Annotated in this window: 11 protein-coding genes; 3 read left to right on the top strand and 8 right to left on the bottom strand. The window is 75.2% G+C overall.

What is annotated here, in order from left to right; all coding sequences use genetic code 11:
- Nucleotides 1–8 precede the first annotated feature (8 nt).
- Nucleotides 9–2,303 (bottom strand): DNA/RNA non-specific endonuclease, encoded by a 2,295-nt coding sequence (locus tag AC3ERT_RS16460; protein WP_435174997.1) that lies wholly within the window; start codon nucleotides 2,301–2,303, stop codon nucleotides 9–11.
- A gap of 300 nt (nucleotides 2,304–2,603) precedes the next feature.
- Between AC3ERT_RS16460 and AC3ERT_RS16465 the strand changes: the two genes are divergently transcribed.
- Nucleotides 2,604–3,578 carry an STM4015 family protein gene (locus AC3ERT_RS16465; RefSeq protein ID WP_435174999.1) on the top strand — a complete coding sequence of 325 codons (975 nt, stop codon included), beginning with the start codon at nucleotides 2,604–2,606 and terminating at the stop codon, nucleotides 3,576–3,578.
- Between the two features lie 94 nt (nucleotides 3,579–3,672).
- Nucleotides 3,673–4,455, top strand: a complete 783-nt coding sequence (locus AC3ERT_RS16470) for a class I SAM-dependent methyltransferase (RefSeq protein ID WP_435175001.1) — start codon at nucleotides 3,673–3,675, stop codon at nucleotides 4,453–4,455.
- A 226-nt stretch (nucleotides 4,456–4,681) separates the two neighbouring features.
- On the opposite strand, the gene AC3ERT_RS16475 is transcribed toward AC3ERT_RS16470, so the two are convergent.
- From AC3ERT_RS16475 to AC3ERT_RS16505, 7 genes are all read right to left on the bottom strand, one after another.
- On the bottom strand, nucleotides 4,682–5,683 hold the full coding sequence (locus AC3ERT_RS16475) for a sugar phosphate isomerase/epimerase family protein (RefSeq protein ID WP_435175003.1): 1,002 nt from the start codon (nucleotides 5,681–5,683) through the stop codon (nucleotides 4,682–4,684).
- Entirely contained in the window at nucleotides 5,680–6,777 is a 1,098-nt protein-coding gene (locus AC3ERT_RS16480; protein WP_335979286.1) for a sugar phosphate isomerase/epimerase family protein, read from the bottom strand. The genes AC3ERT_RS16475 and AC3ERT_RS16480 overlap by 4 nt, the downstream gene beginning before the upstream one ends.
- Nucleotides 6,778–6,862: 85 nt before the next feature.
- On the bottom strand, nucleotides 6,863–7,654 hold the full coding sequence (locus tag AC3ERT_RS16485; protein WP_435132372.1) for an ABC transporter ATP-binding protein: 792 nt from the start codon (nucleotides 7,652–7,654) through the stop codon (nucleotides 6,863–6,865).
- Nucleotides 7,651–8,640: an ABC transporter ATP-binding protein gene (locus AC3ERT_RS16490; protein ID WP_435175005.1), complete on the bottom strand. Its 990-nt coding sequence runs from the start codon at nucleotides 8,638–8,640 to the stop codon at nucleotides 7,651–7,653. The genes AC3ERT_RS16485 and AC3ERT_RS16490 overlap by 4 nt, the downstream gene beginning before the upstream one ends.
- Nucleotides 8,637–9,665 carry an ABC transporter permease gene (locus AC3ERT_RS16495; protein ID WP_435175007.1) on the bottom strand — a complete coding sequence of 343 codons (1,029 nt, stop codon included), beginning with the start codon at nucleotides 9,663–9,665 and terminating at the stop codon, nucleotides 8,637–8,639. Before AC3ERT_RS16495 ends, AC3ERT_RS16490 begins: the two co-directional genes overlap by 4 nt.
- On the bottom strand, nucleotides 9,662–10,699 hold the full coding sequence (locus AC3ERT_RS16500) for an ABC transporter permease (protein WP_435175009.1): 1,038 nt from the start codon (nucleotides 10,697–10,699) through the stop codon (nucleotides 9,662–9,664). The genes AC3ERT_RS16495 and AC3ERT_RS16500 overlap by 4 nt, the downstream gene beginning before the upstream one ends.
- Complete coding sequence (locus tag AC3ERT_RS16505; RefSeq protein WP_435175011.1) at nucleotides 10,699–12,300, bottom strand: ABC transporter substrate-binding protein; 1,602 nt, start codon at nucleotides 12,298–12,300, stop codon at nucleotides 10,699–10,701. Before AC3ERT_RS16505 ends, AC3ERT_RS16500 begins: the two co-directional genes overlap by 1 nt.
- 280 nt (nucleotides 12,301–12,580) lie before the next feature.
- Between AC3ERT_RS16505 and AC3ERT_RS16510 the strand changes: the two genes are divergently transcribed.
- Nucleotides 12,581–13,330 (top strand): aspartate/glutamate racemase family protein, encoded by a 750-nt coding sequence (locus AC3ERT_RS16510; RefSeq protein ID WP_435175013.1) that lies wholly within the window; start codon nucleotides 12,581–12,583, stop codon nucleotides 13,328–13,330.
- The last annotated feature ends 45 nt before the right edge of the window (nucleotides 13,331–13,375 follow it).

The following is a 13,375-nucleotide window of genomic DNA, read 5'->3' on the forward strand; positions in this document are numbered from 1 at the left end:
CCCCGGGTTCAGTTGCCGATGTCGGTCAGGCCGCCGCCGGCCTCGACCACGTTGAGGACGGTGCGGGAGATGGCCTCGCGGGGCACTCCGGCCGGGGTGTAGCAGACGGCGATCATCACGAAGCCCTTGGGGATGCTGCTGTCGGCGGCCGCGTAGAACGGCTCGACGAGGTAGCGGACGGTGCCGTCCGGCTGCCGGGCGAGGACGCCGGCGACCTCGCTCTCGAAGCCCGACATGCCGAGCGCGCCGTTGTTGCTCACCCGCTGGCCGCAGGGGCTGAGGTTCGCCTTCAGCTTGTTGGAGCCGCCGAACCGCGCCGCCACGATGTGGCAACGTGCGAGGTCCTCGTCGGGGTTCAGGCCGAGCCGGCGCACCGCGAGGCGGGCCTCGTACCAGCCGAACGGGTTGGCCTTCTTCTCCTTGCTGCTGTTGCTGGGCGGGTCCTTCAGGCAGGCCTGGCCGGTCTCGCTGCGCCCGGCGTGCCCGGTGGTGTTGAGAATCCAGCCGGCGCCGTTGGGCTTCGCGCCGGACGGGCGGGAGCGGGTGCAGTCCTCGGCCTCGTCGGGGTCGTCGTCGGTCAGGGCCTCGTGTGCGGCCACGTCGGCCGGGGAGGGCGCGGCGTCGAGCTGCTGCTCCTCCTGCTGCGTCTGCTCCAGCGCGGCGGTGTCCACCTGCGCCAGCACCAGGGTGGTGGCGTCGGCGAGGGAGTGGACGTCGTACGGGACGGGGGCGCCGGTCGCCTGGGCCTCCGCCTGCGCCTGCTGCTTCTTCTGCGCTTCCTGCGTCGCGTAGACCGGCCCGGCGCCGGCGTCGTGGCAGGAGATCTCGCCGGCGCTGTCCAACGGCATCTGAGCGGTGGCGGTGCATCTGCCGGCCGCTTCACCGTCGACCGTGACGGTGGCCGACAGCTGGACGGTCACCCGGCCGCTGGTGATGCGCCGCCTGGCCTCGCTGGTGGGGGTGATGGAGGTGATGTGGATGTCCACGTCGCAGCCGGCGTCGGAGCAGGCCAGCTCAGGCTGGTCGACCACCTTCGCCGAGACCCCGGCGTCGACGGCGTCGGCCAGCTCCGCGGTATCGTCGCGGATCTCCTTGCGCAGGGTGCTGTTCTCGGCCGCCGTCAGGTAGCTGACGGTGAAGGCGTCCGCGGTGGTCGCGGTGGCCAGCGTGTAGAGGGCGGAGAAGGCTGCGGGGGTGGGGGCTGCGGGGCTCGGCAGGAGCGGGGTGCGCAGGGCGGCCTGCTGGCCGGTGGTGCCGGCGCCGGACGTGCCGGTCGTATCCGTCGTACCGGTGCCGGCGGTCTCGGCGCCGGACCCGTTCGGCACGAACTCCAGCAGCCGGTGCGGGCTCGCGCTCGACACGTAAAGGTCGCCCTGGGGCGTGGTCGCCTCGATCGCGGGCACCCCGTCGACGTACCGGGCCGCCGGGTGGTCGCCGGGCAGGACCGTCGTGTCGCTGTCGAGCGCGGCCAGCAGCAGGTTGGCGAGGGTGGCGGGGCTCTGCCCGGCGTCGGGGGTGCGGTCGGTGCCGGTCCCGGAGTCCTTCGCGGCTCCCGCGACCCACTTGCCCGCGAGGTCGGAGCCACCGCCGGTGCCGGCGGCGTCGGAGGAGGGCGCGCCGGGCATCTTGACGTAGGTGGTGCCGCCGACGTTGAGCGTGGTGACGCTGGTCCCGTCGACGGTGGTCTCGCCGAGGGCCTCGCCGGTGGCGGTGGCCCGGGAGGAGGACCAGGTGGCGCCGGCTCCGGCGGGGCGGTACCCCACGCCCGGCTGGAGGGCCAGGTCCACCAGGGCGGCCGCGAACGGGGCCCGGCCGTCCGGGTGTTGCGTGCCGGAGCCGTGCCAGGTCAGCAGGCCCGCGGCCAGGGCGGCGGCGACGCCGGCGGCCACGAGGGCCGCCCAGCGGACGCGTGCGGTCGGGGAGGTCAGCGGGGCGGGAGCGGGGGCCGGGGCGGGACCGGCAGCGGCGGGTGCGGGTGCCGGCTGCGCGGCCGGGCTGCTCCACGTCGAGGTGCCGCGGCCGTGCCCGGCCGGGCCGGCGGAGGCGGTGGGTGCGGAGGCGGCGGGCACGGAGGCGGCGGGCGCCGCCGGTACGGACCTCGGGGCAGGCGCGCTGGGCGCCTTGGGTGTGGCCGCGGGTGTGGCGGCCTGTGCGCCGGACTGCGCCAGGGACGGCGGCGTCAGGCGCTTGCTGCGGGACGGCTGCGCGGGCCTGCCCAGCGGCGGCGGCACCGCGCGGGGCGTCTGCCGCCACGTCGGCAACGTCGGCTCGTCGGCGTCCTGCCGCCAGTAGTGATCCCCCATCTTGGGCTCCGCTCGGTGTCGTTCCTCGGCGTTCTCCGGCGCCGGCGTCCGGCCCCTGCCGCGGTTCCGCCACCGCGGCACGACGCGTGCCGGACGGTTCGCCACCGCACCAGAACGCTAGGAACTGCGGATGAAATCGTGGTGAAACGGCTCGGGCGCCGCCCGGCCCCGTCGGTCGCGGCTGGTACAACTGCTGTCCGGCGCACCGCACTTGGGCGCGTACGCCGTGAACCGGCCCGCGGGCGGCGGGCCGCACCTCCACCCGGACCTCCACCCGACCCGACCCCGGGAGCAGCGCGGATGCGCACCAAGGACCAGCACCTCGACGAGCTGTACGGCCTGCCCGTCCTCACCTTCCCCGGCCCCGGCGCGGCCGGGGAACTGCCCGCGGCGGACGCCGTGGCGTGGCGGATCGGCCGGGAGATGTGGACGTCGGAGGAGCTGTGGCGGGAGGACTTCGCGCGCTTCTGCGCCGAGGTCGACCTCGGCCGGGTGCGGGCGCTGGTCGTCGGGGCGTGGGAGGACCCGGAGGACACCGACCCGTCGGAGGCCATCGACGCGCTGGTGGCCGTACGCGACCGGCTGCCCGCGCTGCGCGCGCTGTTCCTCGGGGACATCACCGACAAGGAGTGCCACCTCGCGCGGATCAGCCAGACCGACGTCACCCCGCTGCCGGCCGCCTTCCCCGCGCTGGAGGAGTTCGGGGTGCGGGCCGGCTGGGGCATGAGCCTGGGCCGGGAACTCCGGCTGGACTTCCCCGCGCTGCGCCATGCCGCGCTGCGCCGGCTGACCGTCCAGAGCGCGGGGATGCCGGCGGCGGCCGTACGCGGCATCGCGGCGAGCGGCCTGCCCGCGCTGGAGCACCTCGAACTGTGGCTGGGCGACGCGGAGTTCGGCGCCGACCACGAGGTGGCCGACCTGGCGCCGATCCTGTCCGGCGCGCGGCTGCCCCGGCTGCGGCACCTGGCCCTGCGCAACAGCCGGATGCAGGACGAGGTCGCCGCCGCGGTGGCGAGCGCGCCGCTGGTGCCCCGGCTCGACGTCCTCGACCTGTCGTGGGGCGCCCTGACCGACGACGGCGCCGCCGCACTCCTGGACGGGCAGCCGCTGACCCACCTGAAGAAGCTGGACCTGCACTTCAACTTCCTCGGCGAGGCCATGCGCCGGCGCGTCCACCAGGCGCTCGAACCGGCCGGCGTCGAGGTCGACACCGACCCCGGCGCGGCGGACGGCACCCTGGACCCCGAGATCTGCGCGGGCCCGGTGAGTTACTGACCGCTACCGGTCTGGGGCGCGGGTGCTGCGCACAGCCGCCGGGGGGCCGTGATCTACTGCCGTCCGGACGTCCGAACCGACGGAGGCACCCGCCATGGCCACTCCTTCCCCCTCCACCCCGGACCGCGCGGCCTCCTTCGGCCTCGTCGCCGAGGACTACGGCAGGCTGCGCCCGGCCCCGCCGGACGAGGCGATCGACTGGATGCTGCCGGAACACCCGTCCGACGTCCTCGACCTGGCCGCCGGCGCCGGCACCCTCACCGCGCTGCTGCCGTCCCGCGTCCGGCAGGTGCACGCGGTCGAACCGGACGACCGGATGCGCGCCGTGCTCGCCGGCCGCCTGCCCGGCGCCGACGTCCGGGCCGGCACCGCGGAGTCGATCCCGCTGCCGGACGCGTGCGTGGACGGGGTGATCGTCGCCTCCGCGTGGCACTGGTTCGACACCGGCCGGGCGGTCCCCGAGATCGCCCGCGTGCTGCGGCCCGGCGGCCGGCTGGGCATCGTCTGGAACGGTATCGACCGCAGCGTCGACTGGGTGGACCGCTGGTCGAGCGGCCTCGGCGACCAGGGCGGCCAGCCCGCCCCCGAGGGCCGCGTCGCCCGCCGGGGCGAGCTGCTGCGCGCGGCGCTGGAGGCGCCGGACTCCCCATTCGGCGGCCTGGAGCACGCCGTCTTCACCACCACCCGGCGCAGCACCCCCGCGCAGACCACGGCGCTGCTCGGCACCTACAGCCGCGTCATCCTCCTGCCCGAGGCCGAGCGCGAAGCCCACCTCGCCCGGGCCCTCGACGCGCTGTGCGCCGAGCTCGGCATCGGGCCCGACGACACCTTCGCCCTCCCCTTCCGCGCCCTCGCGTGGCGCACCACCCGCCGCTGACGGCTGGTCGGCGGGGGCCGGACCTGGTGGGGGCGGAAGGTGCGGCGCGGGCCGCCGCCGCTCGTCGTCGTGATCTGACAGGCGCCCGCCGGCGGTCCGGCGGTTCCGGACGGGCCGCCCGGCGGTGGGATCGCGGGCCGCGAGGCGGCAGGTCCCGCACTAACGAAGGACCGCAAGGCATGACCTGTGCCCGGACATCCCGGGGCGAGCGGCTGCGGCGCTTCCCTCACCGCCCGGCGGGTGCACCGCGCGGCGGCTGCTGCGTCTGCGGGAGGCCGGGTAGCGCGGCCAGCCGGGCCAGGCCCGCGGTCCGCCGGTGGGCGAGGTCGGCGGCGGGCGCCGGGGGTGCACCGGTGGCGGTGGCGGCGACGGCGGCGAACTCGGCCGGGGTGAGGTCGGGGTGTCGGTCGATCCAGCCGGGGTCGGTGAACGGCATGTCCAGGGCGGCGCGGTGCAGGTCCAGGACGAGTCGGGGCGGCGCGGGCGCACGCCCCGACGCGAGCGCGGCCAGCACCGCGGGCCAGTCCACGCGGCCCTCGCCGAGCGGGCGCATCCGGCGTTCCAGGCCGCGGGAGGTCCAGGCGGTGTCCGCGTCGTCGAGGAAGACGGTGTGGGTCCAGTCGGCGACCCGCGCGGCCGCGGCGACCGGGTCCTCCAGCCGGCACAGCACGTTGACCGGGCTGTAGCCGACCAGGAGGCCGCCGTGGCCGACCTGCTCGCGGAAGCGGGCCAGTTCGAAGGTGGTCATCTCCTCGTGGGTCTTCAGCACCATCGGGAGCCCGTGGTCGGCGCAGCGTTCGGCGAGCCGGCGGACCAGGGGCGCGGTGGCGGCGAGCTGGTCGGCCCAGGGCGGTGCGGTGCTGAAGCGGTCCTCCTCGGTGCCGACGGTGAAGTGCGCGGACTCCGCGCCCAGCCGCGCGGCGGCCCGCACCATGCGGTGCAGGCCGGCTTCGAGGTCGCCGTGGCCGAGTCGGAGCGCGTCGCCGGCGCGCTCCGGCCGGGTGGTGTTGACCGCGCCGAGGCCAACGGCCACGGTGACGTCCGCCGCGCCGAGGGCGGCCCGGGCGGTGTCGAGCGCGGCGCCGTCCAGGTCCGCGTCCACCCACTGCGGGCCGGGCAGGTGGCAGCGGCGCAGGCCGAGGGCGTGCAGCGCGGCCACCATCCCGTCCAGGGTGCCGGGGGCGCCGGGCAGGTCGCGCAGGACGATGCCGCGCGGGTCGCCGCTCATGCCCGCGTCGCCGCCGCGTCCAGCGCGATGCCGTGGCTCTCGGCCGCCGCCCGCACGTGGTCGAGCGAGGTGTGGACGTAGGCCCAGGCGTCCTCCAGGGTCCAGGACGCGGCGGCGTACGCGGCGTGTCCGGGGACCTCTCCTGCGGCCACGCGCTCCTCGTGCCGCTGGACCAGCAGGAAGTAGGCGGCGAGTTCCCCGGGGGTCAGGTCGGGGTGGCCGGCCATCCACTCGGGTTCGTAGACGGAGATCGCCGCGCGGCGGTCGGCGCCGCGGCGCGGCAGATGCGGGGCGCCGCCGTAGTCGCGCACTTCGAGGGAGAGGTTCAGGTCGGGGTTGGCCTCGTACAGGATCGGCAGGATCGCGCCGATGTCCACGCAGCCGTCGCCGACCGGCCGCATCTGGAAGGCGAGTCCGTCGGGGCGGCGGAAGAGGGCGGCGTCCTTGATGTGGGTCTGACGGACGTAGGGGGCGATGCGGCGGGCGGCCAGGACCGGGTCCTCGGCGCGCTGGAGGACGTTGGCGGTGTCGAAGGTGATGCCGAGGGTGTCGGGTCCGACGGTCTCGACCAGGCGGACGAGTTCGAAGGTGGTGATCTCCTCGTGGGTCTCGAGGTTGATGTGGAGGCCCAGGTCCCGGGCGATGGGTGCGAGGGTGGTCAGGAAGCGGCCGGTGGCGGCGAGTTGGTCGCTCCAGGGGACGTCGGTGCGGAACCGGTCGTAGGCGAACCGGCCCTCGTACGGCTTGATGGTGGCGGTCTCGCCCCACAGTTCGGTGATGCCGACGGCGGCGGCCGCCTCCATCATGCGGCGGAATCCGGCGACGGTGTCGCCGTCGCCGAGGGCGCGCAGTTCGGGCGACTCGGCGGTGTTGTACGGGTTGACCTTGCCGAGGCCGGCTTCGAGGTAGAGGCCCAGTTCGTCGGCGCGGGTGCGCACGTCGGCCAGCTCGCCGGGGTCGAGGGTGTCGCTGAGGTGCAGCAGGGTGCGGAAGAACAGTCCCGCCAGGCCGTGTTCGGCGGCGCGTTCGAGTTGCTGCACGGCGGTGTACTTCGCCGATTCGGGGAGCTTGAGGGCGTCGCTTCCGAGCCGCATGGCGGCTCCTTTCTGCGCGGGGCGGCTCTGCCCAGGGGTTCCGGGGAGAGCAGCGGGAAGGGGGAGGAGCGGGAAGGGGGTCAGGTCAGGTGCGGGCGGCGAGCGCCCGGTCGGGGTCGGGGGCCGCGTCGAGCAGCCGCCGGGTGTAGGGGTGCCGGGGGTCGGCGAGGATCTGCTCCCGGGGGCCCTCCTCGACGATCCGGCCGGCTTGCAGGACGTACACCCGCGAGCACAGGTGGTCGACGACGGCGAGGTCGTGGGAGACGAAGAGGAGGGACAGGCCGAGCTGTTCGCGCATGTCGAGCAGGAGGTTGAGCACCTGGGCCTGCACGGACACGTCGAGCGCGGAGACGGGCTCGTCGCACACCAGCAGCCGGGGCGAGACCGCCAGCGCCCGGGCGATCGCGATCCGCTGGAGCTGCCCGCCGGAGAAGGAGGCGGGGTGGCGGTCCTGGTGGCCGGGGTTGATGCCGACGGTCTCCAGGAGTTCGGCGACCTTCTCGCGGCGGGCGGCGGCGGGCAGCTCGCGCCGGTGGACGAGCAGTCCCTCGGCGACGAGTTGGTGGGCGGTCATCCGCGGGTTGAGGCTGCCGGCGGGGTCCTGGTGGACCATCTGCACCTCGCGGCGGTAGCCGCGCAGCGCGTTGCGGCCCATCGTCAGCAGGTTGCGGCCGTCGAAGGCCAGCGACCCGGCGTCGGGCTGCGCCAGCCTCATCACGCACCGCAGCAGCGTGGACTTGCCCGAGCCGGACTCGCCGACCAGGCCGACCACTTCGCCCTGGCCGACCGTCAGGTCCACGTCGGTGAGGGCCTGGTGGGCCGGGCGGCCCGGGGACCGGTAGGTCTTGGACAGTCCGTCGACGGCGAGCAGGCTCATGCGGGTGCTCCTTGGGCCGGGCGGGCGGGGTCGGCGGTGACCGGGCAGGCGGCGCGGTGCGGGCCGGACTCCGGCTGGGGTACGGGCCTGCTGGTGCGGCAGGCGTCCTCGGCGAGCGGGCAGCGCGGGTGGAAGGCGCAGCCGCCGGGGCGCGCGGCGGGGTCGGGCGGGGTGCCGGGCAGCGCGGTGAGGCGGTGCCGGTGGGCGCCCAGCCGCGGCACCGCGCCGAGCAGGGCCCGGGTGTAGGGGTGGCGCGGTGTCTCCAGCAGCGGCCGTACGGGGGCGGACTCCACGACGCGGCCGGAGTACAGGACCTCCACCCGGTCGGCGAAGGAGGCGACCACGCCCACGTCGTGGGTGATGAGCAGCACGGCGAGGCCGCGTTCGCGCGAGACGGTGGTGAGCAGTTCCATCACCTGCTGCTGGACGCGCGCGTCCAGGGCGGTGGTCGGTTCGTCGGCGAGCAGCAGGGCCGGCCGGCAGACCAGCGCCATGGCCAGGGCGACGCGTTGGCGCAGGCCGCCGGAGAACTCGTGCGGGTAGGCGCGGGCGCGGCGTTCGGCGTCGGGGACGCCGAGTTCGCCGAGCATTTCGGCGGCGCGGCGGCGGGCCTGCTTGCGGGGGACGGAGCGGGCCAGCAGCGGTTCGGCGACCTGGTCGCCGACGGTCATCAGGGGGTTGAGGGCCGCCAGCGGGTCCTGGGTGACCATGGCGACGCGGCTGCCGCGCAGCCGGGTGAGGTCGCGTTCGGGCAGGTCGAGCAGTTCGCGGCCGTCGAGGCGGACGCTGCCGGTGAGTGTGACGGAGTCGTCCAGCCGCATCAGGGCGCGGGCGGTGACGGACTTGCCGGAGCCGGACTCGCCGACCAGGGCGAGGCGTTCGCCCGCGTCGATGCCGAAGGAGAGGTCCTCGACGAGGGGGACGGGGCGGCCGCCGGGGCCGGTGGCGGTGATGTGCAGGGCGTTGACATCGAGCAGGCGGGTCACGGCTGGCTCCCCTCGGCGTGTCCAGCGGTGCCGGTGGTGGTCCCGGTGCCGGCGGACGGGTCGGCGGACGCGTCGGCGGACGGGTCGGCCGCGGTGAGGGCGTCGGCGGCGCTCGCGGCGCGGGCGCGCAGCGCGGGGTCGGTACGCAGGTGCAGCATGTCGCCGAGCAGCCCGAAGGCGGCGGTGGTCACCGCGATGGCCAGGCCCGGGAAGAGCGCGGTCCACCAGGCCGTGGAGACGTATCCCTTGGCGCTGTTCACCATGGCGCCCCACTCCGCGGAGGGCGGTTGGGCGCCGGCGCCCACGAAGGACAGGGCGCCGATGACCAGGACGGTGTTGCCGATGTCGCCGGCCCACTTCACCCACACCGCGGGCAGCGAGTTCGGCAGGATGTGGCGGGCCATCAGCCGTACGGGCCCGACGCCGAGGGTGCGGGCGCCCTCGATGTAGGGCAGGGCGCTGGTCTCGGCGATGATGCCGCGCAGCAGCCGGGCGGTCATCGGCCAGCCGGTGAGGATGAGGGCGACGATCGCGGACTTGAGTCCGGCGCCGAGTGCGGCGGTGACCGCGAGCGCGAAGACCAGGCCGGGGAAGGCGAGGACGACGTCGGTGAAGCGCATCAGCGCCTCGTCGACCAGGCGCGGGCCGAGCGCGGCGGCGACGGCGACGAGCGTGCCGAGCAGCGCGTAGCCGAGGACGATCACCACCGAGGACAGCAGGGTGGTGCGGGCACCGGCCACGATGCGCCAGGCGATGTCGCGGCCCTGGTCGTCGGTGCCGAGCAGGTGCGCGCCGCTGGGGGCGTGCCGGGCGAGGTCGATGTGCGAGGTGTACACGTCGGGTGCCAGCAGCGGCCCGACGACGGCGACGAGCAGCAGGAGCGCGACGAGGGCGACGGTGGCGGTGTCGAGCAGCGGGTTGGGGCCCGAGCGCAGGCCCCAGGCCGTCTTCGGCCGGCGGCGCAGCGGGGGGCGGCGGCCGGGCCGGGGCCGGGGCGCGGCGGAGGTGAGGGTGGCCATGGTCATGCTCCGATCGCGGTGGCGCGCACGCGCGGGTCGCGGACGATCTGGATCAGGTCGACGACGAGGCTGGTGGCGACGACGATCACGCCGATGACCAGCACGCCGCCCTCGACGGAGACGGTGTCCTTCTGCGCGACGGCGTTGGTGAGGAAGGCGCCGAGGCCGCTGCGGCCGAAGACGGACTCCACCAGCACCGCGCCGCCGAAGAGGTAGCCGAACTCGATGCCGAGCAGGATCACCACCGGGGTGAGGGCCTGCGGCAGGACGTGCCGGCGGATCAGCCGCCCGCGCGGCACTCCCCCGGCGCGGGCGACCAGCACGTGCTCGCGGGTCAGGACGCGCAGCAGTTCGGCGCGGGCGACCCGGTAGGTCATGCCGATCTGCGGCACGGCGAGCACCAGGGCGGGCAGGAACAGGTGCTGGACGGCGTCCCAGGCTGCGGCGGGGTTCCCGGCGAGCAGCGCGTCGAGCACGGTGGACCCGGTCACGCGCGGCACGTCGTACCAGGCGGACAGCGAGCCGGAGATGGGCAGGAGGCCCAGCCGGGAGCCCAGCAGGTACTGGAGCATCAGGGCCAGCCAGAAGACGGGCAGGCCCGCGCAGGCCACGACCAGGACGCGGCGTACGGCGTCCCCGGCGCCGCGGTCGCGCAGCGCGGACAGCGCTGCCAGCGGCAGGGCGACGGCCACGCTGATCACCAGGGCGGCGACGACGAGTTCGGCGGTGCCGGGCAGTACGTCCCAGACGGCCTTGGCGACCGGCCCCTGGGTGGAACCGGACGTGCCCAGGTCACCGCGGGCGATCCGGCCGAGGTAGCGCAGCCACTGCACCAGCAGCGGGGAGTCCAGGCCCAGCCGCTGCCGGGCGGCGGCCACCTGGGCGTCGGTGGCACCGGCGCCCGCGGCCACCCGGGCCTCGTCGCCGGGGACGAGCTTGAGCAGGAGGAAGACCACGGTGGCCAGGGTGACCAGGGTCGCGGCCGCGCCCAGCAGGCGGCGCAGCGCCCACAGCGCGGTGGCGGTGGCGGGCCTTCTCATCAGCTCGCCCTGCCCGCGCCGACCGTCAGGTCCCGCAGGGAGACGCCGCCGGCGGCTGCGGGGGTGGTGACGCCGCCGATGTCGGCGCGGCCGGCGTAGGTGTTGTCGATGGTGTAGAGCGGCATCGAGGCGGCGTCGGCGTCGATGGTCTTCTGTGCGTCCTCGTACAGGCCGCAGCGGGTGGCGGCGTCGGCGGAGCGGGCGGCCTGGTTCAGCAGGGCGTCGACCTTGGCGTCGTGGTAGGCGCCCTTGTTGGTGCCGGTCGCGGCGGAGGAGTAGGTGTCGGCCACCATGACGCCGGCGTCCGGGTAGGGGGCGGACTCGGTCAGCAGCATGATGTCGGGGATCTTCGCCGGGTCGTCGAGCATGGTCAGGTAGTCGGCGAAGGCGATCGGCTGGAGCTTGAGGGTGACGCCGATCTGCTTCAGGTCGGACTGGAGCAGGGTGGCCTCGCCGGCCTGCTCGGCGAAGGCCGGCTGGTAGCGCATGGTGAGGGTCTTGCTCTTCAGGCCGGCGGCGGCCAGGTCCTTCTTCGCCGCGGCCAGGTCCTGGTGGACGGCGGGCAGTTTCGGGCGGCAGGTCATGTTGGTGGGCAGCGGGCCGTCGGCGAGGGTGCCGCGGCCGGCGCGGATGTTCTTCAGGCCGCCCGCGTAGTCGTAGGCCGCGCGCAGCGCCTCGCGCAGGGACTTGTCGGCGAGCGGACCGTGGGAGGTGTTGAAGTAGATGACGGCCTGGCCGCCGGATATGTCCTGCGTCTGGAGGCCCGCGCTCTTCAGGTCGGCGGCGGAGTCCGGGGAGACCTGGCCGAGGTCGACGGTGCCGGCCTTCAACTCGTCGCGGACGGTGGCGAACTCGTCGATGCGGCGCATGGTGAAGGTGCGCGGGCGGTCGTCCTCGAAGTCCCAGTAGCGGGCGTAGCGGGTGGTGGTGTAGGTGCCGGCGGACGCGGACTTCAGGGCGTAGGGGCCGGAGCCGGCGTCGTGGTCCAGCAGGTAGGACTGGCCGCGGTCGCTGCCGGCGTGCTGCTTCACCAGGGCGGAGTCGACGATGTAGACGCGGCTGAGCGCGCCGAGGAAGAGCGGGTCGGCCTTCTTCAGCCGCAGCGTCAGGTGGTGGGCGTCGGTGACCTGGGCGGAGGCGTAGGTGCTGATCTGGGCGGCGATCCCGGATTTCAGGTCGCGGTAGCGGTCGAGGCTGTAGGCGACGTCGGCGGCGGTCAGCGGGGTGCCGTCGTGGAAGGTGACGCCGTCGCGCAGGGTGATGGAGACGCTGGTCAGGTCCTTGGCGTAGGTGGAGGCGGTGGCCAGGCGCGGGACCATCCGGCCCTTGCTGTCGTAGCCGACGAGCGTGTCGTACAGCAGCTGGTCGACGTTGTCGGTCTGGGCGTAGCTGGACTGCGCGGGGTCCAGGGTCGTGACCTCGTTGCGGTAGGCGTAGACGAGGCTGCTGCTGCCCGCGCCGGAGGTGGAGCCGCCGCCTGCGGTGCTGCCCGCGGTGCAGGCGGTGGCACCCAGCAGGGTGGTGGCGACGACGGTGACGGCCAGCCGGCGGGACCTGGCCGGGGCGGGCGGGGCGAGGTGCGACCGCAGGAACGCTGACATGGAAAGGCTCCTCACCTGACAGACGGGTGTCCTCGAAGCGGGCGCCGCCGCCGCGCGGTGCGCCCTCGGGCTGCCGCGACGGCGGCCCGGAATGCCAGGACGGTATACCGTTTTGTATGAGCGATCCGACGACATCAGGTAAAACCCGTGTTACATGGCTCGTCCGACCGCGAGACCTTTCCCGGACATGCGATTCTGGTATACAGATGGGGTTGGAGCGGGGCGCCGGACCGGCGCCGGCTCCCCCACCACGGCCCCCGACAGCGAGGCGAAGACACCCATGCGCGTGCTAGTGGTCAACTGCAACACCTCGACGGCCATGACCCGGGGCATCGAGGCCGTGGCGCGCGCGGCGGCCCGGCCCGGCACGGACGTCGTGGCCGTCCAGCCCTCCTGGGGCGTGGAGTCCGCCGAGGGCTACTACGACAGCTTCATCTCCGCGGCGGCCGTACTGGACCTGCTGAGCACCACCGCGGAGCGGTTCGACGCCGTGGTGATGGCCGGATTCGGCGAGCACGGGCGGGAAGGGGCGCGGCAGTTGCTGCGCGTACCGGTCGTGGACATCACCGAGGCCGCCGCCCAGCTCGCCTGCCTGCTGGGCTCGCGCTACGGCGTGGTCACCACGGTGCCGCAGGCCGTCGCGCCGGTCCGCGACAGCCTGCGGACCGCCGGGCTGCTGGAGCGCTGCGCGGGCGTGCGCGCCTGCGACATCGGGGTCCTCGCGCTCGAGGACGACATGGCGCGCACCGCGGACTCGCTCGCCGTCGAGGGCCGGCGGCTGCTGGCGGAGGGCGCGGACGTGCTGGTGCTGGGCTGCGCGGGGATGGGCGGGCTGGACGCCCGCCTGGAGGCAGTGCTCGGGGTGCCGGTCGTGGACGGGGTGGCCGCGGCCGTCGCGCTCGCCGAGGCGCTGGTCGGCCTCGGCAAGCGCACCACGGCCGCCGGGCCCTACACGCCGCCGGCCGCCAAGCACCGCCCCGGCTGGCCGGCTGCCCTCGCCGCGCTCACGGCGCCGGCCCCCACCCGCTGACCTCCGCTCCCCGCCCGCCTCCTGCCCTTCGTGCCTGAACTGGAG

Source organism: Actinacidiphila sp. bgisy145, from assembly GCF_057708125.1.

What these genes read in the sequence shown, in the direction of transcription:
- AC3ERT_RS16460 (WP_435174997.1), bottom strand. Translation starts at nt 2,303, where the DNA reads ATGGGGGATCACTACTGGCGGCAGGACGCCGACGAGCCGACGTTGCCG.
- AC3ERT_RS16465 (WP_435174999.1), top strand. Translation starts at nt 2,604, where the DNA reads ATGCGCACCAAGGACCAGCACCTCGACGAGCTGTACGGCCTGCCCGTC.
- AC3ERT_RS16470 (WP_435175001.1), top strand. Translation starts at nt 3,673, where the DNA reads ATGGCCACTCCTTCCCCCTCCACCCCGGACCGCGCGGCCTCCTTCGGC.
- AC3ERT_RS16475 (WP_435175003.1), bottom strand. Translation starts at nt 5,683, where the DNA reads ATGAGCGGCGACCCGCGCGGCATCGTCCTGCGCGACCTGCCCGGCGCC.
- AC3ERT_RS16480 (WP_335979286.1), bottom strand. Translation starts at nt 6,777, where the DNA reads ATGCGGCTCGGAAGCGACGCCCTCAAGCTCCCCGAATCGGCGAAGTAC.
- AC3ERT_RS16485 (WP_435132372.1), bottom strand. Translation starts at nt 7,654, where the DNA reads ATGAGCCTGCTCGCCGTCGACGGACTGTCCAAGACCTACCGGTCCCCG.
- AC3ERT_RS16495 (WP_435175007.1), bottom strand. Translation starts at nt 9,665, where the DNA reads ATGACCATGGCCACCCTCACCTCCGCCGCGCCCCGGCCCCGGCCCGGC.
- AC3ERT_RS16500 (WP_435175009.1), bottom strand. Translation starts at nt 10,699, where the DNA reads ATGAGAAGGCCCGCCACCGCCACCGCGCTGTGGGCGCTGCGCCGCCTG.
- AC3ERT_RS16505 (WP_435175011.1), bottom strand. Translation starts at nt 12,300, where the DNA reads ATGTCAGCGTTCCTGCGGTCGCACCTCGCCCCGCCCGCCCCGGCCAGG.
- AC3ERT_RS16510 (WP_435175013.1), top strand. Translation starts at nt 12,581, where the DNA reads ATGCGCGTGCTAGTGGTCAACTGCAACACCTCGACGGCCATGACCCGG.